This window comes from Flagellimonas ochracea (assembly GCF_009903685.1).
Lineage (GTDB): Bacteria > Bacteroidota > Bacteroidia > Flavobacteriales > Flavobacteriaceae > Flagellimonas > Flagellimonas ochracea.
Window position 1 is genome coordinate 1 of sequence record NZ_JAAABI010000011.1, and the last position, 21,289, is coordinate 21,289.

General features: G+C 33.6%; 32 protein-coding genes. 31 read left to right on the forward strand and 1 reads right to left on the reverse strand.

Annotated features, from left to right (window positions below):
- Window positions 1-49: 49 nt before the first annotated feature.
- The 19 genes from GTQ34_RS16090 to GTQ34_RS16180 all read left to right on the forward strand — a co-directional run bounded on the left by GTQ34_RS16090 (window position 50) and on the right by GTQ34_RS16180 (window position 13,597).
- Window positions 50-661, forward strand: a complete 612-nt coding sequence (locus tag GTQ34_RS16090; RefSeq protein ID WP_166524836.1) for a hypothetical protein — start codon at window positions 50-52, stop codon at window positions 659-661.
- A 47-nt stretch (window positions 662-708) separates the two neighbouring features.
- Complete coding sequence (locus tag GTQ34_RS16095; RefSeq protein ID WP_166524837.1) at window positions 709-990, forward strand: hypothetical protein; 282 nt, start codon at window positions 709-711, stop codon at window positions 988-990.
- A gap of 418 nt (window positions 991-1,408) precedes the next feature.
- Entirely contained in the window at window positions 1,409-1,816 is a 408-nt protein-coding gene (locus GTQ34_RS16100) for a hypothetical protein (RefSeq protein ID WP_166524838.1), read from the forward strand.
- Window positions 1,817-2,136: 320 nt separating this feature from the next.
- Window positions 2,137-2,583, forward strand: a complete 447-nt coding sequence (locus tag GTQ34_RS16105) for a hypothetical protein (RefSeq protein ID WP_166524839.1) — start codon at window positions 2,137-2,139, stop codon at window positions 2,581-2,583.
- A 91-nt stretch (window positions 2,584-2,674) separates the two neighbouring features.
- Complete coding sequence (locus GTQ34_RS16110; RefSeq protein ID WP_166524840.1) at window positions 2,675-3,490, forward strand: hypothetical protein; 816 nt, start codon at window positions 2,675-2,677, stop codon at window positions 3,488-3,490.
- Window positions 3,491-3,576: 86 nt separating this feature from the next.
- Entirely contained in the window at window positions 3,577-4,179 is a 603-nt protein-coding gene (locus GTQ34_RS16115; RefSeq protein ID WP_166524841.1) for a DUF1684 domain-containing protein, read from the forward strand.
- Window positions 4,180-4,230: 51 nt separating this feature from the next.
- Entirely contained in the window at window positions 4,231-4,584 is a 354-nt protein-coding gene (locus GTQ34_RS16120; RefSeq protein WP_166524842.1) for a hypothetical protein, read from the forward strand.
- Window positions 4,585-4,644: 60 nt separating this feature from the next.
- Window positions 4,645-4,947, forward strand: a complete 303-nt coding sequence (locus GTQ34_RS16125; RefSeq protein ID WP_166524843.1) for a hypothetical protein — start codon at window positions 4,645-4,647, stop codon at window positions 4,945-4,947.
- 820 nt (window positions 4,948-5,767) lie between these two features.
- Entirely contained in the window at window positions 5,768-6,478 is a 711-nt protein-coding gene (locus GTQ34_RS16130) for a DUF898 domain-containing protein (protein WP_166524844.1), read from the forward strand.
- 40 nt (window positions 6,479-6,518) lie between these two features.
- Window positions 6,519-7,010 (forward strand): hypothetical protein, encoded by a 492-nt coding sequence (locus tag GTQ34_RS16135; RefSeq protein ID WP_166524845.1) that lies wholly within the window; start codon window positions 6,519-6,521, stop codon window positions 7,008-7,010.
- Window positions 7,011-7,437: 427 nt separating this feature from the next.
- A complete protein-coding gene (locus GTQ34_RS16140; RefSeq protein WP_166524846.1) occupies window positions 7,438-7,821 on the forward strand; it encodes a hypothetical protein in 384 nt (127 codons plus the stop codon).
- A 16-nt stretch (window positions 7,822-7,837) separates the two neighbouring features.
- Window positions 7,838-8,338: a tetratricopeptide repeat protein gene (locus GTQ34_RS16145; RefSeq protein ID WP_166524847.1), complete on the forward strand. Its 501-nt coding sequence runs from the start codon at window positions 7,838-7,840 to the stop codon at window positions 8,336-8,338.
- 34 nt (window positions 8,339-8,372) lie between these two features.
- A complete protein-coding gene (locus GTQ34_RS16150; protein WP_166524848.1) occupies window positions 8,373-8,765 on the forward strand; it encodes a hypothetical protein in 393 nt (130 codons plus the stop codon).
- Between the two features lie 73 nt (window positions 8,766-8,838).
- Window positions 8,839-9,354 carry a hypothetical protein gene (locus tag GTQ34_RS16155; protein ID WP_166524849.1) on the forward strand — a complete coding sequence of 172 codons (516 nt, stop codon included), beginning with the start codon at window positions 8,839-8,841 and terminating at the stop codon, window positions 9,352-9,354.
- A gap of 122 nt (window positions 9,355-9,476) precedes the next feature.
- Window positions 9,477-10,760, forward strand: a complete 1,284-nt coding sequence (locus GTQ34_RS16160; RefSeq protein WP_166524850.1) for a hypothetical protein — start codon at window positions 9,477-9,479, stop codon at window positions 10,758-10,760.
- Window positions 10,761-11,213: 453 nt separating this feature from the next.
- A complete protein-coding gene (locus tag GTQ34_RS16165) occupies window positions 11,214-11,480 on the forward strand; it encodes a hypothetical protein (protein WP_166524851.1) in 267 nt (88 codons plus the stop codon).
- A gap of 57 nt (window positions 11,481-11,537) precedes the next feature.
- Window positions 11,538-12,434 carry a hypothetical protein gene (locus GTQ34_RS16170; RefSeq protein WP_166524852.1) on the forward strand — a complete coding sequence of 299 codons (897 nt, stop codon included), beginning with the start codon at window positions 11,538-11,540 and terminating at the stop codon, window positions 12,432-12,434.
- 574 nt (window positions 12,435-13,008) lie between these two features.
- Entirely contained in the window at window positions 13,009-13,269 is a 261-nt protein-coding gene (locus GTQ34_RS16175; RefSeq protein WP_166524853.1) for a hypothetical protein, read from the forward strand.
- 115 nt (window positions 13,270-13,384) lie between these two features.
- Window positions 13,385-13,597, forward strand: a complete 213-nt coding sequence (locus tag GTQ34_RS16180; protein WP_166524854.1) for a hypothetical protein — start codon at window positions 13,385-13,387, stop codon at window positions 13,595-13,597.
- A gap of 777 nt (window positions 13,598-14,374) precedes the next feature.
- Here GTQ34_RS16180 and GTQ34_RS16190 read toward each other — a convergent pair.
- Entirely contained in the window at window positions 14,375-14,917 is a 543-nt protein-coding gene (locus tag GTQ34_RS16190; RefSeq protein ID WP_166524856.1) for a DinB family protein, read from the reverse strand.
- A gap of 164 nt (window positions 14,918-15,081) precedes the next feature.
- On the opposite strand from GTQ34_RS16190, the gene GTQ34_RS16195 reads away from it, so the two are divergent.
- The 12 genes from GTQ34_RS16195 to GTQ34_RS16250 all read left to right on the forward strand — a co-directional run bounded on the left by GTQ34_RS16195 (window position 15,082) and on the right by GTQ34_RS16250 (window position 21,111).
- A complete protein-coding gene (locus GTQ34_RS16195) occupies window positions 15,082-15,405 on the forward strand; it encodes a hypothetical protein (RefSeq protein ID WP_166524857.1) in 324 nt (107 codons plus the stop codon).
- Window positions 15,406-15,438: 33 nt separating this feature from the next.
- Window positions 15,439-15,789, forward strand: a complete 351-nt coding sequence (locus GTQ34_RS16200; RefSeq protein WP_166524858.1) for a hypothetical protein — start codon at window positions 15,439-15,441, stop codon at window positions 15,787-15,789.
- 84 nt (window positions 15,790-15,873) lie between these two features.
- The gene (locus GTQ34_RS16205) at window positions 15,874-16,215 is read left to right on the forward strand and encodes an immunity protein Imm33 domain-containing protein (protein WP_166524859.1); all 342 of its coding nucleotides are present in this window, start codon (window positions 15,874-15,876) and stop codon (window positions 16,213-16,215) included.
- A 26-nt stretch (window positions 16,216-16,241) separates the two neighbouring features.
- Window positions 16,242-16,790 (forward strand): hypothetical protein, encoded by a 549-nt coding sequence (locus GTQ34_RS16210; protein ID WP_166524860.1) that lies wholly within the window; start codon window positions 16,242-16,244, stop codon window positions 16,788-16,790.
- A 14-nt stretch (window positions 16,791-16,804) separates the two neighbouring features.
- Entirely contained in the window at window positions 16,805-17,332 is a 528-nt protein-coding gene (locus GTQ34_RS16215) for a hypothetical protein (protein ID WP_166524861.1), read from the forward strand.
- Between the two features lie 16 nt (window positions 17,333-17,348).
- Complete coding sequence (locus GTQ34_RS16220; RefSeq protein WP_166524862.1) at window positions 17,349-17,864, forward strand: hypothetical protein; 516 nt, start codon at window positions 17,349-17,351, stop codon at window positions 17,862-17,864.
- Between the two features lie 54 nt (window positions 17,865-17,918).
- Window positions 17,919-18,368, forward strand: coding sequence for an FEKKY domain-containing protein (locus GTQ34_RS16225; RefSeq protein ID WP_166524863.1), 450 nt, complete (start codon window positions 17,919-17,921; stop codon window positions 18,366-18,368).
- A 55-nt stretch (window positions 18,369-18,423) separates the two neighbouring features.
- Window positions 18,424-19,374, forward strand: a complete 951-nt coding sequence (locus GTQ34_RS16230; RefSeq protein WP_166524864.1) for a transglutaminase domain-containing protein — start codon at window positions 18,424-18,426, stop codon at window positions 19,372-19,374.
- Between the two features lie 43 nt (window positions 19,375-19,417).
- Window positions 19,418-19,954, forward strand: coding sequence for a hypothetical protein (locus GTQ34_RS16235; protein ID WP_166524865.1), 537 nt, complete (start codon window positions 19,418-19,420; stop codon window positions 19,952-19,954).
- A gap of 78 nt (window positions 19,955-20,032) precedes the next feature.
- Window positions 20,033-20,275, forward strand: coding sequence for a hypothetical protein (locus GTQ34_RS16240; protein ID WP_166524866.1), 243 nt, complete (start codon window positions 20,033-20,035; stop codon window positions 20,273-20,275).
- Window positions 20,268-20,564, forward strand: coding sequence for a type II toxin-antitoxin system RelE/ParE family toxin (locus tag GTQ34_RS16245; protein ID WP_166524867.1), 297 nt, complete (start codon window positions 20,268-20,270; stop codon window positions 20,562-20,564). Before GTQ34_RS16240 ends, GTQ34_RS16245 begins: the two co-directional genes overlap by 8 nt.
- Before the next feature lie 121 nt (window positions 20,565-20,685).
- Complete coding sequence (locus GTQ34_RS16250) at window positions 20,686-21,111, forward strand: DUF5063 domain-containing protein (protein WP_166524868.1); 426 nt, start codon at window positions 20,686-20,688, stop codon at window positions 21,109-21,111.
- Window positions 21,112-21,289: the final 178 nt, after the last annotated feature.

Here is a 21,289-nt window from a genome sequence, read left to right on the forward strand (position 1 = left end):
TTTTGCTCTGAATAGGAAAAAATAAATCAAAACAAAAAGATTTCGTTATGTGCGTGGCGGAAAGCAAACGTTAGTTTGCCCCCGAACTGTTCATAGCTCAACCGTTAAAGTTCAAATAAACGATTCGGACAATCAAGTAATATATTTGGAGGAAACTGTAAGCATAGAATATGGAACAGATAATTGGCTAGCAAAAACTGGTCTTCTTTTGATATTGGTAGCCATGGTGATATTTGTGATTACACTGTATATTCTTGGAACTGGAAAAAACCTTCCAATTGATGCGTCCATTTTCTACTATGGTACAATTATCCCTCAACATGTTTATTTCTTTTTCTCAGGTTCTTTGGTCTTAGGATGGATTGGCTTAAAAGTATCGGATATTAAAAAATGGACAGAAACGGATTTTCATTTATTTGAAAATGGGATTGAATTTGATTGGGAAGGTCAAGTTGTAAAGTTGAAAAAAGAAAAAATACTTAAAATCTCTTATAAGAAACTGTTTCTTAGCAAAAAGCTTCGTGTTCAAATCAAAACTATTGGCATAAAAAGCTATTTACTGAGAATGAATAGAAATGACAGTGAAATACTTTTTCAAGCCTTTAAAGACTCGTTATTTAAAGAAACTCCTTTTGGGTTGCAAAAAATAAATATGGAGTAAAAATTGCTGTGTAAGAAGTATAACAGAATTTAAAGTTCAGATTAACGATGCCGAAACTCAATCGAATCAAGTTGTTAAACTTTAAAGAAAGGTTGGAGGCTTACACCATGCCTTATTATGTTTTTGTGACGGGCAGTAGTTGGACCTTTTATAAACGGCTTGATAAGGAATTCATCAAAAAAACACAGGAATTTGAACGTTTTGGTGAAATAGAAAAAGCAAAGGAGTTTAAGGAACTTAAAGCTGTTGCAATACGTAATTTCCGATTATTTACTTGGGCGGTTGTTCTAATAGGGTTCTTAATAGTTATTTTAACCTCAGGAGATTAAAGATCAAATAAACGATGAAAAAGAAATTGTGACTAAGGAAAAACCCTTATTTCGGATTTTATTTCTGTCATCAGTTTTTCTACTGTTGATTAATGACTTGTACCTTAAATACGAATATCACAATTATCTTACGGGTAAACTATCTGACTTCGCTGGACTTTTTGCCTTTCCATATTTCCTAAGTTGTTTCTTTCCAAAAAAGATAAAGCCCATATACATTTTTAGTGGGGTTTTATTCATAATCTGGAAATCGGAATATTCGCAGCCCTTTTTTGATTTTGTCCACTCTTACGGAATTGGAATCGACCGAACGATAGATTACACGGACTTAGTTTCTTTGCTAATTCTCCCAATTTCATACGTATATTGGAATTCAGAATTTCAACAATTTATTCAACCAAAAAAGTTTCTTAAACCCTTGATAATCGGTATTTGTTGTTTTGCCTTTGTGGCCACTTCTGTACCGAATAAAGAAGGTGCTCTTGATTTAAAATCAAATTATCAAATTGAAGTAGAATCGGATTTAAATAAGGCTCGAGCTGCTGGACTGATATATTTCTCTTTAGACGATGACAAGTATATTTCAATGTTAGAAATTCCGGAGAAAAATGCAGAAATAGAACTGTCTTTAATAATTAAGGAAAAAGATAAAGGTATTTTGGACATTAAACTTGATAGCATTCTTAACTATTATGTTGAAGGCAGTACATTCATCCTCTCTGGCGGAGTTGACGAAGATGATGTAAATTTCGTAAAACAAATGACCTTGGAAGACTTTGAAAAACTATTCGTGGAACAAAAGATTAAGCCACTAATGGAGAAATAACTATTGCTAACATTGGTTATGGCGAATAGGGCATTAAGCACAGTATTTAAAGGCTTATACGTATTTGCAAAGTCCGCCAAATCTTTTGGATTTGCCTTTTAAAATGAAAAGATAAAAACCAACATAAAAGCTCTGGCAATGGGCGCAGATGGAAACGAAAAAGTTTATTTACTGCCCTACTTGCCATAGCCGAGACCGTTACTAAAGTTCAAATAAACGATTCGAATATTAGATGATTAGATACATCGATTTTATTCTGGTTTGGGAGCATAGAAATATATTTTTTATCGCTGTAAACAAGTTGTGCTTAATTTAATTGAATGAAGTCTATTCTGGATAAATGTCATGGAGTTATTCTCAATAACTTGAATTATAGGAATGAAGGCTGTCTGACCATTAAGCTGACCGAACTTATTCTCTCTGATTCAAAAACTGACTTAAATTTAGGTGGTGGAAAAATAATAAAGGACTTAAATCCAGTAAAATCAACCTCTGAAAGCAGACAATTCAAGGTCGAGTTCAGAGAAGCGGTTTTCTATCAAGTTGCGGACGAATCATATTGTAGTTGGGACGAATACGAAATAAGAGATGGGAAAGACAATATTCAAATATTTAGTAAGTCTAGATATATGGATTTTGTAACAGAGCATTTTCCTTTCTACTCAGCTGAGAATTCAAAGGGAAAACATTATAGGTTACTAGCCACAACCGAAATAATAGATGTTATAGCTTATGACAATCCAACAATAACGGAATTAAAAAACTAAGCACAACAATAGCTATAATTCATTGTGTTTAATGGGCCAAACCAAATTAAAAGTTCAACAAAACGATTGCCAATACATTCGAAACATCCTCATGAAAAAAACAACCCTACTTATTTTATTGACGTTTTTCTACGTTAAGGTAATGTGTCAAGAAGAAATTAATTTTAAAGTTGGCTATTTGCCAAACTTCAATTACATTTTAAAACAAAAACAGATTTTAGAAAACAATGTGAAATACATCGCCTCAGATGAGATTTTACAAAGACTTGAGAATAATGGAATTGAAAATCCTACCAAATCAAAGGATACGAGTTTACTCAAAAGTATTTCTAAGACAGGAAAACAAATTGGAAATGAATTTCCTGTTGAAATAGAATTATTGGAGTCCAATAATCCAACTTTAGTAAGTGGAACCAAATTTTATGGAAAGACCATTGATGGAGAAATCGAAATTGATTCAATTTATTCATCCGTTATGGCGGTAGATGAAAAAGAGGTTCTAATTCAAGCAATGGAATCAATGCTGAATCAAATCAAATATCCAAATAGAAAGATAAAGGTTGGTGAAACCTTTGAGCAGAAAAACCCAATTTCAATGCCAATTGCAGATGTCACCATCGAAATGGAAATTAACTCGAAATACACTCTGAGAAAAATTGATAAAGGGGTTGGGTATTTTGATTTAAATCAAGATTACATTATTAAATCTGCAACTAAAGACTATGAAATGGTGTTGGATGGTACTGGTGATGGGCAGATTTATTATGATATTGAAAAGCAGTTTTTTACAAAATTTTATCTTGAAATGGAGATGAATTTAAAAACAGAGTTGGACGTCTTCGCAATAGAATTACAGACAAAAAGTGTTATGGATCAAACAACTCATATAGAAAAGACTAAAATGTAATAGGTTAGAATAGTTAAATTTCAAATTAACTATTATGCCACACCAGTTAATTCCAACGTCGACAATAATTATAATAAACGAAGCATATGAGACTAGTATTGCTTATTGGCATTTTACTTCAAATGAACACAATCATTGGTCAATCGTACAAGGATTCAGTCCTTGAATTTCAATCCCACTTAAATGCCGAATATCAAGATTCTGAAAAATCGCCACTTGAAAAGAGTGATGTCAAAAAATTCAAGGGACATGATTTTTTCCCTATCGATGAAAATTTTAAGGTGAAAGCAGAATTCAAGAGGGTTGACAAAGCCGTCCCGTTCCTAATGAAAACAACAACGGACAGATTGCCCACTTATGAAATTTATGGTGTTGCGACCTTCGAGTTGAATAATCAAAAACTTAAATTAAATATTTACCAAAGTCATAGTCTAAGGGATACCGAGGAATACAAAGACTATCTGTTTTTACCTTTCACTGACTTAACCAATGGAGACGAGACTTATGTAGGGGGTAGATTTATCGATTTGGAAATTCCAAAAGAGGATTTCATCATAATTGACTTTAACAAAGCATATAATCCTTATTGTGCTTACAGCCCAAAATATTCATGCCCAATTCCACCAAAAGAAAATGACCTGCCAATTCATATTTATGCTGGAATTAAACTTAAACCACACTCTAAGTAGGGAAACTAAGGAGTTAGGATTTATATTTTATACCGAAAGTTCAATAAAACGATGAAGAATATTAATGACAAAAGCTTATTGAGCATAATAAAAATTGGTCACGATGTGTCGATGTGTGAAAAAGGTATTTCATTGGATACGGCAATTAAAAAATCAAAGTACAAAAATATTAGACCCTTCTTAACAGCTGAAATACTAGAATCACTTATAGCTAAGCATGAATATTTGATAAATGACTGGGTCAGGTATTCTGAAGACAAACGAACCCACGGAGGTTTTTATATTGGTAAAAATGAAATAAGAAGTTGTAAGAATCCAGCGTTTAAAAGTAACTATGATTCGATGAGCCAAACTATCGCAAATTATATCCTTAAAGAATTGGATTACTGGACAAATGAAAACTAAAGTTAACGACCATAATCAAACAACAAAGTCTAAATAAATTATTAACCTAAATCATATTTAATGGCAAAATGTCCGAATTGCAAAATCAATCTTCCTTTATTAAAGACTGGATTTCTGTCAAGAAGGAAGAACAGTTTCAAATGTGATAATTGCCAAAAAATTCTTGAAGCTGATAAATTCTTGCTTGGCGTTCTAGGTGCAACTGGTGGTGGCATAGGAGCTGGTCTAATTATCTGGCATAAGACAATTTTTCAAAATTTTTCTTCGCCATTAATCGCATCTATTGTTTTGGCGATAGTTTTGATTTTAGTTGCAGCTTACATCCAGAGTAAATTAGTCAAATTAAAGGTAGCTGGGGACTGATTTTGATTGGTCACATGGTAGGAGGTCTATTTTTAATTCTTTTATTTTTTGTGTGGCTGTTTCACACGAGAAACATTTCGTCCCCCTATGAACCTATGGAGGATGATACTGAAGAGGACTTACTCCCATCTAAAACTCACTGGGAAAACATGGCAAAATTAGACAACTTGGGTTATGGGATTTTATCGGTTTTCTGTCTCGTGTTTGGAATTGTCTTAATATACAACGACTTAGCCAACTATTTTGGCTGGATGAGATTGTTCTAGAGTCAAATAGCCCATGACAAAAGAAACAGAGTTAAACCAAAGTTCAAATAAAAGATGAAACTTCAGTCATTATTCAGTAACCGAACGGAAAATCTGGGAATAAAAATCAGTTTATTGGATCTGAAGAAACTATTGGATGACGACCACAAAAAGTTTCATTTCGAATGGCTTTCTGAAAACAGCTTCGTGATAAGTTTAAATTTTTCTTTTGGAACTAATTTGTTGTTTGACACGAACTATCCAAATACCAAAAGTGATATTATTTTTTACGGGAATTTGGCCGAGATAGAGGATTCAAAAACAGAAATCAAGTTGAAAACCAAAAAGAAGTCTTTTCTTCTGGTGTTTATGATAGCTCTGCCAGTCATAGTTTTAATATTTCAAAGTTTCCTAAGAATAGAATTCCCTGTTTTCTTGATTGCCTTATTCTTGTTTCCAATTCTAATTATTGGGCTATTGAATTTTATTAAAATTGAGGAGAATAGATTACTAAGGGTTTTCATGGAATTCCTTAACAATAGATTAAATTCATAATCGTAAAGTTCAAATAAACGATGGGAGAGAAAAAACTTTACAGCGATAACTATAAAGCCTGGATTATCTGGGCTTTAATAGCAGTGGTTACCATCTTTTTGTGCATTGTATTGCTTAATGTAGTATTTACGAATGATATTTTATGTAATCTCGGAACTTTTGGAGACAGTTTCGGAGCTATGAATGCTTTATTTTCCGGGTTGGCTTTTGCTATTCTTATAGTTGCAACTCTTATGCAGTTCAATGAGATTAAAGAGACAAGAAAGCAAGCTAATAACAATTATAAAGCACTTTTGGAGCAGATTGAATTACTTGAAAAATCAAACAGAAGTTCGGTTGTGGTAAATCTTTTTAATGAATTTCGAGGTGAGAAATGGACAGATATTCGGAATCAGATGTATGAGGAAAAAAAGAAAGGAGAGATTCTGGAATTCGATAAAGTAAGAGAGTACTCTCATTTTTTGAACCATTTCGGTTTCTTGCTTGAACATGGTTATGTTGATGTGAGACCTTTATATGAAACCTTTGGAAGGGGTGTTATGGAATTTTGGAGGTTATATGAAAAGGATATAAAAAAACAAAGAGACCATACAAATTCTATAGAAAAATATCGTCCCTATCAATATCACTTAGAATATCTCGACTGGCAATTAAGGAAATATTATAATGAAGGGAGAAATGATATTGAAGAGTTGCTGAAAAAAATAAATGATTGGGATAAGAAGCACTAATTATTAAAATCAAACGTGATAAAAGTTCAATTAAACGATTATGAAATTTTTAGTTTTTCATTTTTTCATAACCATTATCTGTTGTAATCAATTCTTTTGTCAAGAATCTAAGGAGATTGATTTTGTTATTTTAGTTGATGGTAGTGTAATTAATGCCGCTCTTGGATTGTCTTTTAAAGTTGTTAATGAAGAATCAAGTTTTACCATCTACCCCCAATATCATCCTGGCAATTTGACTTTTAAAGAATCGGATTTCAAAAATTTAATTAATAGTAAGGAAAAGACATATTGGCTACGGTTTTACCTTCTTAACAAAGAATCACATTACGATTATGCAGTCAAGGTTCATAGAGATTGGTTTAAAGAAAGATTTATAGTATTAAATATAAATAACCTAAAAAATCGAAGGGATAAAAAACTCCATAAACCAATTGAAAGAGGAGCAAATTACGGTGCATCTATAGATTTTGGTCATGTTGCTATATTGAATTTAAATAATGAAAAAGATCCAGTGGTTGTAAGGTATCATTAACACTTGGATACTTTAAGGCCATAATTCTAAATTAAAATAACCTAAATAACGGTATAGAACGATGAAGAATGTTAAAAATATAATGGTCAATTGGTTAGCAGTAATTGTTATAATTAGGTAGTTGCAATCAAAAAAATAATGAACGAATTAATACACCATACGGGGTAGCTTTTAAAGCAGAGGATTTGAACTCTGTCACCGATAAAGAAATCGAGTATTTTATTATATATGAAGACTTTATTTACATGTTTAAAAAAGGTGAGGATATAGCAACTTATATAATACCAACTAAAAATATGAAACTCATTACCCCGTTAAAAAAGAATGCCCAAAAGTCTAATTAAACGATTGTGCCTTTACATCGAGTAAATTAGTTTAACGGGGAATGAGGCTGTATCTTTTTTCCAAATCTTATTTAGATTGGGTTATGAAAAATCTCATTTTACACATTTGTGTATTGTTTTCAATTGCTGCTTTCTCTCAGGAAAAAAGTGCTGACGAAATAACAAAGCAAGTAAAAATAGATTTGATTGGATATTGGGAAAAGTCACCAGCAGGTCAGGATGGAGAAAAATATCTTGTTCAAAAACAGGATGATTTATTATATCTTAATATAGGAAAGTTCCAAAATGGAAAACTAGAATTTGTTGTTTCAGACAAAATCCGTTTGGAAGTGGTTCAAGGAAAAACCATTAAACTGAAAAACTTTCATTTGGAAAATAATGGAATTTCGGAATTGATTTTTTTGGACTCCACAAAACTCATCCTAAAAAACGGCAACACCTTAAGTGAATATAAAAAGTTCAAATAAACGATTCAAATATTAGATGCTTAGAAAATTAGTAGCAATTCTTTTTATTTCAATTTTCATAGCCAGTTGTCGTGGTGACGACTACTACAACATTGCGACTTTTCATGCCAAGAATGGCAACTACGAAAAAGCAATAGAATATTTCACCAAAGCAATTGAGAAAAACCCAAAAGACGCTGAAGCATATTACAGTAGGGCCTATTCTCGACAAACTATAAACGGAGATAATGAACTTGTAATTGTCGACTATACTAAATCCTTAGAATTTAACCCAAAAGACCATGAAGCTTATATGAATAGAGGAGTTGCGAAAATGGCAATTGGTAAAACTTCGGAAGCTATAGAAGATTACATGAAATCAATTGAAATCAATCCAGAATACTCGATTGTGTATGCAAACCTCGGAAATGCCTATAAACTAAATTTTGAAAACGAAAAGGCTTGTGAAAATTGGAAAAAGTCTATCGAACTTGGAAATGAAAATGTTCGAAAAAGAATCGAAAGATATTGTAAATAAAAAATCTTTGTAACACATTTATCAAAGCTAACCAATGGAAAAAACTTTTTTCAAAAATCAAACATTTCATGTTCTAATAATATTCGCACTTGGCTTTTTAATCTGCTGGAACTTATACATATTCCTGATTTCTAAAAGTCTTGTTGCCCTGATCCCGACAGTTATTCAAGTAGTGGTTCTCACTTTGGTTTTGATGAAACATAAGCACGCCAAAATGGGAATTAATGTCTGGGCGGTAATACTCATGTTAGGTGGTGGACTTGTGATTCTCGGAAAGCTTATGAAATTATCTATTGGGGATGATATTACTGACGGTTTGGGAAAATTAATCCTGAACGTAATAATATTTTCAGCTGGACTGGCAATCTATAATTTCAATCAAAAAACGGTGGAGGTAAAACGAATAGACACGAAAACAGAGGAATGAAAATGTTTTACAACAATGACTATAATTCATTGTGGTTTTGTGCCATACCAAAATAAAAGTTCAAATAAAGGATATGACTAAATTGATTTTCATTATTGCAACCTTATTGTACTGTACAATAACTTTTGGACAGGACAGTATCATCGAAAAGGATAGCTATTTTCCTCTTGCTAAAGGGATAAGTAAAACTTTGACGTGGTATAAAAATAAGTATAGAGAAGTCATCAAGGATACAATTACTTTTGAAGGCGAAGTCTATACTCAAGTGGCCCAGATTTTTCCACCTGATGAAACCATTAATATGTACTATCGTAATTCGAACGACACTATTTACTATTTCAATGAGGTAAAAAGGACCGACATGCCATTTTTCAGCATTAACCCAGTTGAAGGAGAAACAACCGCAAATGGTACCGTAAGAAAAGTCGGAGCGACTTTGAAAACACCCAAAGGAAAACTTGCCGATTTGTTGGTTATCGAGATGTTGTATGCAAGTGGGCAAAAGGACACAAGATATTATAAGAAAGGGCTTGGATTGGTAGCCGTGAAAAATAATGGCCGACTGGTTTGTTATTATGTTCCTGATTAGTTCTATTAACGGTTTAAATTAACGATGAACTTTCCATATTTCATACTAAAACCTTTCTTTAATAGAAGGAATTTTCTTATTGAACAAAATTCTATTATATTGCTTGCCATTAAAAATCAAACATGAAAATCAAAACTACAGTACTTATACTCCTACTTACCAGCATTGTTCTGGGTTGTTCCAAGGGCGAATCGCCTGAACCAGATCTAGATCAACAAGAAGATACTACCTCAAATCCTGAAAGTAATATAGAAGACGAAGACGCTCCCATTGTGGAAAACCCCATGGAAGAAGAAATGGGAAACATACCGTTTAGCATCTCAGTGATTCTTAGAACCTCCAATGGTTCGTTGAATGGTGGGGAATATTACACTATGGACTTTGTCATGGGAGAAGAAAAACCACGTGATCCGTTTAACATCAGTCAATCCATTGGATTATCTTCAAATGTGGCGCTGGCAGACAATGGAAAAGAGGATATTCTCTTATTTCTTCACACTGATCCGGTCTCAAATATTGAGGATAGAACCTATTCGGCTTATAATCTAACAAAACAAGAAGTAAAATCCGGTTCTTTTAGGGATTTCTTTCCTGATTCCGACGAATGCTTCTGGAATGTTAATCAAATCGGATGTAATGAAAACAAGATTTTTACATTTGAAAATGACGTATGTTCTAATGAAGGTAATATTAGAATAAGGGCGAGAGATATAGAATCTGGAGAAGTTGAGGTCTTCCCATTAATTGAAAATGCCTACGCGGGAGATTCTGGGCATAGAATGTTGTTGACAGACCGATACTTCGTTCTTCAATACGATGATAGAAGTCCTGAGGCAATAAATAGTATTAAAGATGGTCTGGTAATCTACGATGCCAACACTTATGAAGAAGTATTGAGCTTGAATGGCTCACAAGCCAAACAAATTTCAATTGATGACGACCTGTTATTCGTGGCTACACAGCCAAATACTATTGAAATTCTTGATTTAAATACAGGGAATCCGGTCTATGCAGCAACAACAGATTCGTTTTTGGTAGATTGGACAACTTCGGTCACAAAAGAGTCAATTAGTGACGGGAGGGTTTCCGGAGTACGAGAGGAAGCTATACTCGTTCCCGTATACTACGATATTGCAAAAAACGAAACCGTAGATGTGAATCGAGATCCTTACTTTGCGTTTTTCAACCGCGATACCATAGACTTTACAGCAGATGTCATCATTCCTCAACAGTTCAAATTTGACATGGCATCAGAGCGGTTCGCCATTAGCTATTATACATTTGATCCGGGTGCAAATACTCCAAAATCCATCGGCCTGGTTTTTATGGATTTTGATGGTACCGTGCTCTTCAAACACGAACTTCCAGATTTTCCGTTGATACCTGATAGAATTATTAGGCGTTGAATTACTTCCAATATAAGATTATTGCAATCAACACAAAAGTTCAATAAAAGGATAAATAATTATGAAAGATAAATGGTTGTCATATACTGTAATAGTTGCGTTGATACCATTTGGAGTAAGATTATTGGTCTTTATATTCACAAAGGATGCGAGTTATAACTACTGGCTGAATGAGGTAGATTTCATAGTGTTTGGGCTGGTATTAAACTTGGCGAACATACATGAATTGGAAAATAAAGTAATCGACAATATTCGATGGAAGGCAACTGTCATACTGCTATCCGTCTTACTGATATGTTTTTTTACTGCTATTTTGACAATAGTATTAGTTGATGAACTTAAGGAACCATCATCTCTTGACACCGTTAAATTGAAATACGTATCCATAATCATGGGAATAATCACTTTTCTATTTAGCTTTTCTGTTAGCTATAGAATAAAAAGAATATATCAATGACACTCATTACAGTTCTAGCCATAGTAATAGGTCTGATCGTGATTATCTTTTCAATAACATCTATAATTGAAAGTAATCATCCAAATTTTAAGCAAAGGGAAATCGAGAGAAGTCCAAAAGATCAAATCATTAATCAATTAAAACAAACAATTAAAGATGTAGAAGAAGAGTATGAACAACATAGAAGGAGAGCATTAGAACGGGAGCAAAGAATAATGCGAGAATGGCGTGATCTTAACGATAACAACAACAACACAGCCTAGGGTTATAATCTAAAGTTTAAAATAAGTATAGCCAAAACCTTTGACATATATGCTTGCATGAGTTACGACCTTTACTTCTATAGAAAAAAAGACAATCCAATTTCGAAAGAAAAAATTTATTCGGAATTTAAAGAGTTAATCCCAATTGACCTTAGTGAGGTTGATACTCAGATTCATTATGAGAATGAGCGGACAGGAGTTTATTTCTTAATTGATATTAACGAAGCGAATACAGAACAAGAAGATATTGAACTGTTCGATAATTTCGAAGGATTTGAAAATACAAACATAAGCGCTTCAATTAATTTTCTACGAGCAGATTATTTTGGACGTGAAATTTTTCCAATTATTGGAGCAATCTGCGAAAAACTGGACTTGTACATCTTTAATCCTCAAGAATTTGATGAAACTAGAGAACGTCCATTAAAATGGACTTCATCCGAACTTGTCGAACATTGGACTGACCATAATGCGCAAGTTTCAAGACAACAGTTTGAGGAATTGGAGCTTAAATACTATCCAAAAGAAAAATCTGATAAGATTTGGGAATACACAAGCATGATTGACACATTGGAAAATGAAATGGACGAGGATATCTACATTCCGAATCTTTTTATGATTATGAATCAAAAGACTAAAGATGTTTTTTCCTATGTGGTTTGGAGTCAAAGTATTCCTTTGATTTTACCAAAAGTTGACTTTATTATTCTTGTCAAGAACTATAAAAAGCTATTCAAGAAAATAGAAGAAATCGGAATTGTAAAATATGAGGATGTCGTTTCAAAATTCACCAATGAGTTTGAAAAATTCAACAATGATAATGTAGACTGTTTGATTTTAAAACAACGAAATGCTGATAGAATTAAAAAGGAATTCAATTCTTTTCCAATTTGGAAATCGCACCAAGAATTCGGAACTCAAATCGGACTAGACAATTTTGTAAATCATAAATAAGATTAGATTTGTCACCAATGGCTCCTTTGACAAATATAGTTAAGGCCACCAAAGATTGAAAGTTCCAAAAAACGATTCGAATATTAAATGATCAAATTCATCGATTTGATGCCAATATGGGTGCCTAATGATGTATTTTACATCCTTACAATCAAGTTACCCGTAATTCTGAAATTGCTAATTGGAAATAACTAAATCCGACATAGTTAAACTAATCGAAGAAAAACAAACGGACAGTTTTACAACTCACCTTTTGACCGCGCTAAAATGGGATTGTCGGCCAACTGGTGAAATAAGGAATCGTGAAATCAGGGTTTGGCGACAAAACATTTGGAACAGTATGTTTTACCCGATTTTTACGTTTAAACTTAATAGGGACGGACACTTAATAAACATCTCGGACAGAATTAACCCCGTTGGACGAATCATTTATGTTCTTTTCTGTGCTTTATTCTCAATACCTTGGCTTCATTGGCTCTTTGAGGATTTCGACATCTCAAAACACTGGATTCAGATTTTTGGCTGGGTCGTCTTCCTTGGAATTTTCCTTTTAATAGGTTTCAAAATCTATCGAATGGAAAAGAAAATCCAGTTGAAACAGATTTACGAGATTTTAGAAATAGAAGTTGAAAATGAAAAACCAGAAAAAGAATGGGGCTGGAAAAAAATATTAGTTCGTCTAATTACATATCCTCTGTCCATTTTTCTGGTTGCCATGTGCTTTTGGACGGCAATCCCACAGGGAAAATATTTATTAGCTATGGGAGTTCTATTAATTGTTGGAGTTTATCTCTATACAGACTTGAAAATCATATTCAAAAAAAACTACAGGTAACAGTGGCTATAATATTTAGCTGGTTCACATGAAGATTACAAAAGTTCAAATAAACGATGACAAAGTAGTATAGATACACTTAAATTCCTCACAATTGCGATTAGTTATAAATTGAATGACTAAAAAAATTATCCAAATAGTACTTTTTGCTCTTGGCGCGGGGTCAATAATTTACGGAGTTTCACATTTCTTCTGGCTGGAAAGAATTGAAGAAGCATCAAATGAACCTGGATTGGGAGGTTTAGCTGTTTGGGCAATTGCTTGGGTATTAACATTTTTAGGTTTTTTACTAATCGGGATAGGGATTCTTATTTCAAGGAGAGAATAGAAACAACGAGCATAACACAGATTTAAGGAAAGTTCAAAAAAATGATACCCGGTAATAAGAAAGTATATTTGTACTGATAGGGATTTGAATTAATTAGGTTGACAAAGTTTACGAAATATCTGTTTTCCCTTCTTCTGGTCTTTGGTTTGCAGACTGCAGAATACAGTGCGTATGCTCATTCAAATTCCCATGTATATTACAAAATCTCGATAACCCTTCGCAGAAACAAGTCAAAAACACAATGTACGTGTCTATACCGATACGGTCTGAAATTCGCTTACAATAGATTCGTATCAGTAGCTAACAGAGCCTGCAGAAAACTTAAGGATAATTGTTCCGCTTCCGTAAAAGTTGTTTTTAAGATACGAAAGCCCATTGCAGACGAAATTGATTCGTTTGCCGCTCGATATATCCGTTCGATTCTTTCAAACACCTCCGAAATTACATCTACAAGTTTATACATAGCATAAGTTGGCCAAAAGCCCATACTTATGAAATCTCCATCGCAAGTGATTATTAATCAAAGGTCCAATCATTTGTTATTATCAAAATGTATAAACACAAAAGCAACAATCGACCAAGGTCGGGGGTACAGAGGCGCCCTTTTCAATGGATAAAAAGAAAAATTGTCTTAATTATAGCGGCATTTATGATTGGAATGTCCAACGCTATTTTTGAGGAAAACAAAACGATACATGGTAACCAAGATAGAATTGAACAGAAGGAGGATAAAGATTGATATGGTCTATCCTTGAGTACAAAGTTCAAAATAAACGATTATTGATATAGGACATATCTAGGCGGGACCAATCCATTTAATCTTAGGTGGACAAGAATTTGTCCTCTGTGATGTGTTATATGATCAGCCAGTAATAGGAATATCTGCCGCTTTGTTCTACTTAAACCGAAATACTCCAGCTCCTGCTCAAATTGAGCAATGTCAAATTGTTCAATAAAAATAATGGTCTCCAGGTATGTCTCATTGACCACCTCAATTATTTCCTTTTTGGTTTTATTGGCGACTTTATACCTTGTATCGGTATTCCAATCCCTAGATTCCCTTTCGCCCAGTAATGACTGAGCGTGCCAATCCATCGCGTATCCTATGTGCATTAAATTTTCGGCAAAGCTCAACGACTCCTTTGTGGGCCTAAAATTGAATTTTTCCTCTGGCATTGCATTTGCCACTTCAAGGAGATATTTCCTTGAGTTTTCAAATCTTTCCAGGTATTCCTTGATGAAATCATTCTGCTGGGCTAAAAGAGTCTCCTCTCCAATGGAGAAAATTACAGTGATAATGATTATAATAATTTGTCTCATAATCAATTGCTTTTAGAATTATAAATAAACGGAAAAAGCTTTCTGGTCAGTAAAGTTTTGGGTATGAATTAGGTACTAGCACCTGGCAAATTCTTATTACGGGCAAACTGTAAAATATTTTCTATTTTCAAGATGAAAACAAAAGTTCAAATAAACGATTCCCTATGAAAGCTTCAATTTACATTGGTAATGACAAATTAGGCGAAGTAATTTTTTCTGTTATCGATGAAAGTATGGGCGGTATTGGTGGGCAATTAATTGTAAATAAAAAGTACAAAGAGTACCAACATGCAATTATCGAGCAATGTGAGACTAAAGGGATTTCCAATATCGATGATTTCAACTACAGAATTTTACTTGCTGATAATTCAGAATTAAAACCCAAGGGTGGGATAGGAATTTCGCACCTGAAACAATTTGAGGAGATCTATGTTGAGTCTGCCGGTATTGATCAAATGACAATTGATAAAATTAGAAAGTATAAATAAACGACAACCCTAATTGTATAAAAATTTGAATAAATGACTCTGGATGAATTTAAAATGGACATGAAGTGGTGGGAATCCAAAAGATGGATATTCAATCTTTCCGTTGGACTATTTGGCATTTATGCTAGCTACGATGGAGTTACATCAAATATGGAATATTCGTGGACCAGGGCTGATACAATGGGAATTATTTGGTGGGGAATCGGGGCCAATATTCTCTATTCTTTGGGAATTTTGGCGGAGCTTTTTGACTGGTATTACCTGAAAAACAAATTGCACATAAAACGCTTTAGACTTTTCTTTTTTATTAGTGGACTATTATTTAGTTGTTTCTGGACTCTCTGGTGTACATGGTTGTATTTTGCTAAACCACATCTTTGGTAAAAATCAAACAAATAGTTTATATGAGAAACCTTGTCTACAGTTAAAAAGTTCAAATAAACGATTAGAGCCTCTAGAATATTATCCATGGAAATAAATAAAAAGCAAACCGTTTGTGAATGGATGGAAGTTTCTCCAGAAATACCTAGTCCTAATTCTATAGTTGGGTTGGCAATTAAAACAATTGGGAAAGGTATAATTTATGGTTTAAGACATCCAGAAAATGAAAATTCTAATGGATGGTATATCTGGTGTAGGCAATACAGTGAGTCAGAAGATTTCTTTTCTCCAGTTTGTGTTGAACACGTTGAAGATTATTTAGGGCACAATATTTCAGAATATTTAGAACTTCCTCCTGGGTACAGATTCTTAATAGATGGGAATAATTACGAGGATGTTTGGTTCGATAAACAATTACTGGAAATCTAATTGATAAGATAAAGTTCAATAAAACGATGAGACTAACGCTTATATTACTAATTCTAGTTGGATTAAACCATCATACACTACTGGCATGTAAATGTGATGTTAAAGATGATGTTGAAGCTCATTTTGAGGTTACTGAGGTTATCGTTCATGGAAAGGTAATAAGTAAAGAATTTGTTGATTTTGGACACTCGCTTACTTCCAAAGGTCTTGACTTGGTCTGTGAATCCTATGAAAATGATATTGGGATACTGGACTTTTTGGATAAGGACTTTCTAATAAAAGTTGAATTAGAGGTTATTGAAACTTATAAGGGCCAAGAACTTCCGAAAAGAATTTCAGTATATACTGCCAGAACATCTGGAGCCTGTGGATATTTAACATTTGAAACTGGTAAAGAATATCAAATTTATCTATCTACTACATGCTATTTTAACTTTCAGTTTAAAAAAGCAAATCTGAACAAAAGCCATTACAATGGACTTTGGACAAATAGATGTACTAGAACCAATGAATTTGATCCAGTGGAGGACAGGGAATTGAAAAAACTAAGTACAGCAAAGAACCGATTAAAATAAAGTTCAAATAAACGATGAGGAAGATTTTATTTTTATTATTGGTATTATCAGCTAGCAAAAGTTTTGCATGCACGTGCCGCGGATATGATTTAGAGAGAGAATTAAGATTCACAACGGCTATTTTGCATGCAAGAGTTCTAAAAATTGATTTTGTAAGCAAAGGAGAAATTTTTACAGAACAAGAGCTACAGTACCTAGAAAATAAATTTGAATCCCAGCCTAAAATGCTTAATGTTTTCCAACGTAAATCTGTCACCAAAGTTGAAATAGAAATTATTGATTCTTATAAAGGAGACATGGACAGAACTAGATTAACAATTTATACTTCCATGCACGGTCCGTCATGTGGTTATTTTGGTTTTGAGGTGGGAAAAGAATTTATTGTCTTCCTGCACCCGGAAAGACTATCAAAGAGATTTTTTGGGGATTACAATAATGGAATAAATCGAAATCGATTATGGACCAACCGTTGTACTAGGACCATGATATTTGATAAAACCAAGGCAGGTGAAATAATAGAAGGGCTGAAAAGTCTTGAGTAAAGTTCAAATAAACGATATGACAAAATTGATTTTCATTATTACAACCTTATTGTACTGTACAATAACTTTTGGACAGGACAGTATCACCGAAAAGGATAGCTATTTTCCTCTTGCTAAAGGGATAAGTAAAACTTTGACGTGGTATAAAAATAAGTATAGAGAAGTCATCAAGGATACAATTACTTTTGAAGGCGAAGTCTATACTCAAGTGGCCCAGATTTTTCCACCTGATGAAACCATTAATATGTACTATCGTAATTCGAACGACACTATTTACTATTTCAATGAGGTAAAAAGGACCGACATGCCATTTTTCAGCATTAACCCAGTTGAAGGAGAAACAACCGCAAATGGTACCGTAAGAAAAGTCGGAGCGACTTTGAAAACACCCAAAGGAAAACTTGCCGATTTGTTGGTTATCGAGATGTTGTATGCAAGTGGGCAAAAGGACACAAGATATTATAAGAAAGGGCTTGGATTGGTAGCCGTGAAAAATAATGGCCGACTGGTTTGTTATTATGTTCCTGATTAGTTCTATTAATAGTTTAAATTAACGATGAGCTGAATCAATATAATATATTGGCATATGAAATTAGTAATTACACTTTTGGTCGCATCATTTCCGTTGCTAATGATTGCTCAAACAGATAATGACCAAACCGTTATATTCACAAAAATTGGAGAACTGAGTGATGAACAAATAAATAGCTCGGGAGCTTCAAGGCTGAATTTTGCAATCGATGAAACTGAAGCTAAAAACTTGGCAAAATCGGATTTAAAAAACGGAATTCCATTTCTTCTTTTAATGGGTGGAGTAGCACCAACTATAATAGCCACCGACCCTCAATTTGAGCAAGAATATGGAATCTATTTTTATGAATTTGGATGTACAGGTCCCGAAAACGAAATATTAATTGCGTACAATAAAACCATCTTTGACTATTTACAAAATAAATATGGTAAGAAATGGATAAAAGAAGTTAGAGATGATGTCGTGGGATTCAAAGAATGGAAAAAAGCTTACAGGGCTAACTAACATATAGTTCAAATAAACGATTGTTTACATCTGAATAGTTTTAAATGAACCAAAAATGAAGTTAGCCAACCTAGTACTTTTAATAACCCTTCTTGTTTTCTTACAGACTTGGGGACAAGATTCACCAAAGGACCTAGCGATTAGGACATCCGGTATGGATTTATCCATGGTTGAGCTTTCTGAATATGCAAAAAGTCACTTTTCTGATGATTATGACAAGGCCAAGTTTTTTTACCATTGGATAAATCAAAATATAGAATATGAGTATGAAGTTTTAGAAAGACATAAGAATGGGATTTATACTGAGGAGGATAACTTATACAATACAACTCCAACCATTATATTCAATAGGAAAAAGGCAGTTTGTCAAGGATATTCAGAACTCTATAAGTGGTTCATGGAAAGTCTCGATATTGAAACGGTCATAATTGATGGTTATGTCAGACATTTCACCAACCCCTATGTGGAACCCGAAAGTGATGCTGGTTTTAGTCATGCATGGAATGCAGTCAAAATTGGAGGCGAATGGTTAGTTGTTGATACTACTTGGGCGAATCAGTTTGTATCAAATGTACCAGATTATTATTTTGATATAAGACCCGAAAAAGCAATAATAACTCATTTTCCAAATGACAGTGATTGGCAACTGTTGGACAAGCCATTGACTTTAGACGAGTTCAATGATTCCCAGTACGTTGACCCATTGTGGTTTCTAACTGGATTCGAGGATAAGCCAAGCTTAAAGGAAGATGAAAACTATTATTACTTTGTTTATAAGCAAAACCCAAACCGAAATTGGCTTGTACGGCTAGGGTTCGGCACGGACAGCATAAATTATGAACCTGTACCAGGTATAAGAGTAATTAATCAAGATGGCTACACTTATTACAGATTCCCAAAAAAACAAATACCTGACAATGCGGCATTCAAGGTAGACTTGAATGATTTTAACGAAGAGAAACAAACAATGATGTTATATGAAAACATCATACTTTTCAAGATTTGAAAAGTTCAAATTAGAGATTTGTAAATAATAATCTAACCAACCAATGACCAAAAGAGATTTTTTCAGAATTATCATTAGGCTGTTTGCCCTTTACTTATTATTACTCACTGTATTTAATTTTATTCCCACCAACGTAAGTTATTTGACCTATGAGTTAGCCATTTGGCCAATTCTAATAATCCTTGGCTCAGCTTTGTTGATGATTCTTTTGTTTGTATTTCTACTCAGAAAATCTGATACCGTCATCGATGTGCTTAAACTAGATAAAGGGTTCGATGATGACAGAATAGAGTTTGGAAATTTGGGAAGCCTTGAAATTGTCAAAATTGCATTGATCTTTATTGGGGGGTTTATGATTCTAGACCATTTGCCTGAGTTCCTTCATTATTGCTATCTAGGTTTTAAAAAGGAAATTTCCGCGACTGGGTTAAGTCCATTTGAGGCTCCAGGTCTTTCCGAGTTTTGGGATTACTTTAGATGGTTCATTTCTGGAGTCAATTTATTGGCGGGGTATCTTATTCTTTCCAATTTAGGAAGGTTAGCAAGGTTTTTGGTAAATCTGAAGGCAAAACAAGAATAAAGTTCAAATAAACGATTCACTGGAAACTTCAATTTAAAGAGTTGCATGATTTTTGTAACTTTATTTTAAAGGATTAATATGAGCACATCGGAATTGAATACAACCAAGAAGGAACTCGTAGATTGGATTGAATCCCTTAAAGATGATTCTATTGTAAGTCTACTCAATTCGGTCAAATTATCGAGTGAGGGGAAATCAGGCGACTGGTGGGATGGGCTAACGGAGAGTGACCGGGTAAATATCCTTTCGGGCATTAGAGATTTCCAACAGGGGCTTACGATGAGTTCAAAAGACTTTTGGAACGGCTTGGCCAATGGATAAACAGCATGAGGTTAAATGGACCGCAAGGTCACTTTCAAATGCCCTGGAGATTAAAACTTACCTAAAGAGGAAGTTCAGCAGAAAAGAGGTGCTAAAATTTGAAGGACTTTTAAGACAATTTGAGTTAACCATATCAAATTTTCCCACCCTATATCCTGAATCCCAAAATCAAAAATTATTAAGAAGGGCCGTCATTCACAAAAACACGACAATCTATTACATTTTTGATGCTGATGTAGTAACGGTCATCGCCATGAAGGATAACCGACAGAGCAAACCAAGTAAATAAAGTTCAAATAAACGATTCCAAAAAAATATAATCAAGTACAATATTTTTATGCTATTTTGGAGTTATTTAGGTAAATTTTTTGCATCAAAAAAATAGGTTGTGCCACATTAAAATAATTTTTTTGGAAGGACTAAACTTTTTGAAAGATTTTGTTGACTTTGTCAATAATCCAATCGGAGATAACAAACTAGATCGACTGGAAAATTATTTAATCCAACTATATGATTTTTGTCTAAAAATCGAGATTAGGCAAGGTAAAGACCTAAAGACACGTTCTAACTACAATGAATTAAGGGAAGTTGTGAACAAAAACTTTGGTGAGTTAGGACATTACAATGATGTTTTAGAAATAAAAGATAATCTGGGAAGAACCGAGTTGATAAAAGGTGATACTATTGATGATTTAACGGATATTCTAAAAGACCTGACTAATGCTCTAAAACATAAAAAAGAAAAAGACGTATTAGCAACTGTAAAAGTGGACTTCGAGTTTCATACTAAATCCCACATTATAAATCTTCTCAGATTCATAGCTAGCGATATCTAATGAAAAATTGAGGTACAACAAAGAACTAAGTTAAAGAAAGTTCAAATAAACGATTATCGAATGCATCGATTTTATCCTATTTTGGGTGTATAGAGATGTATATTACATGTATATAAACAAGATGGAGTACATTCAGCCAAAGCTGACCCATGTTGCTATACTTTAAAAAAAAATGCAA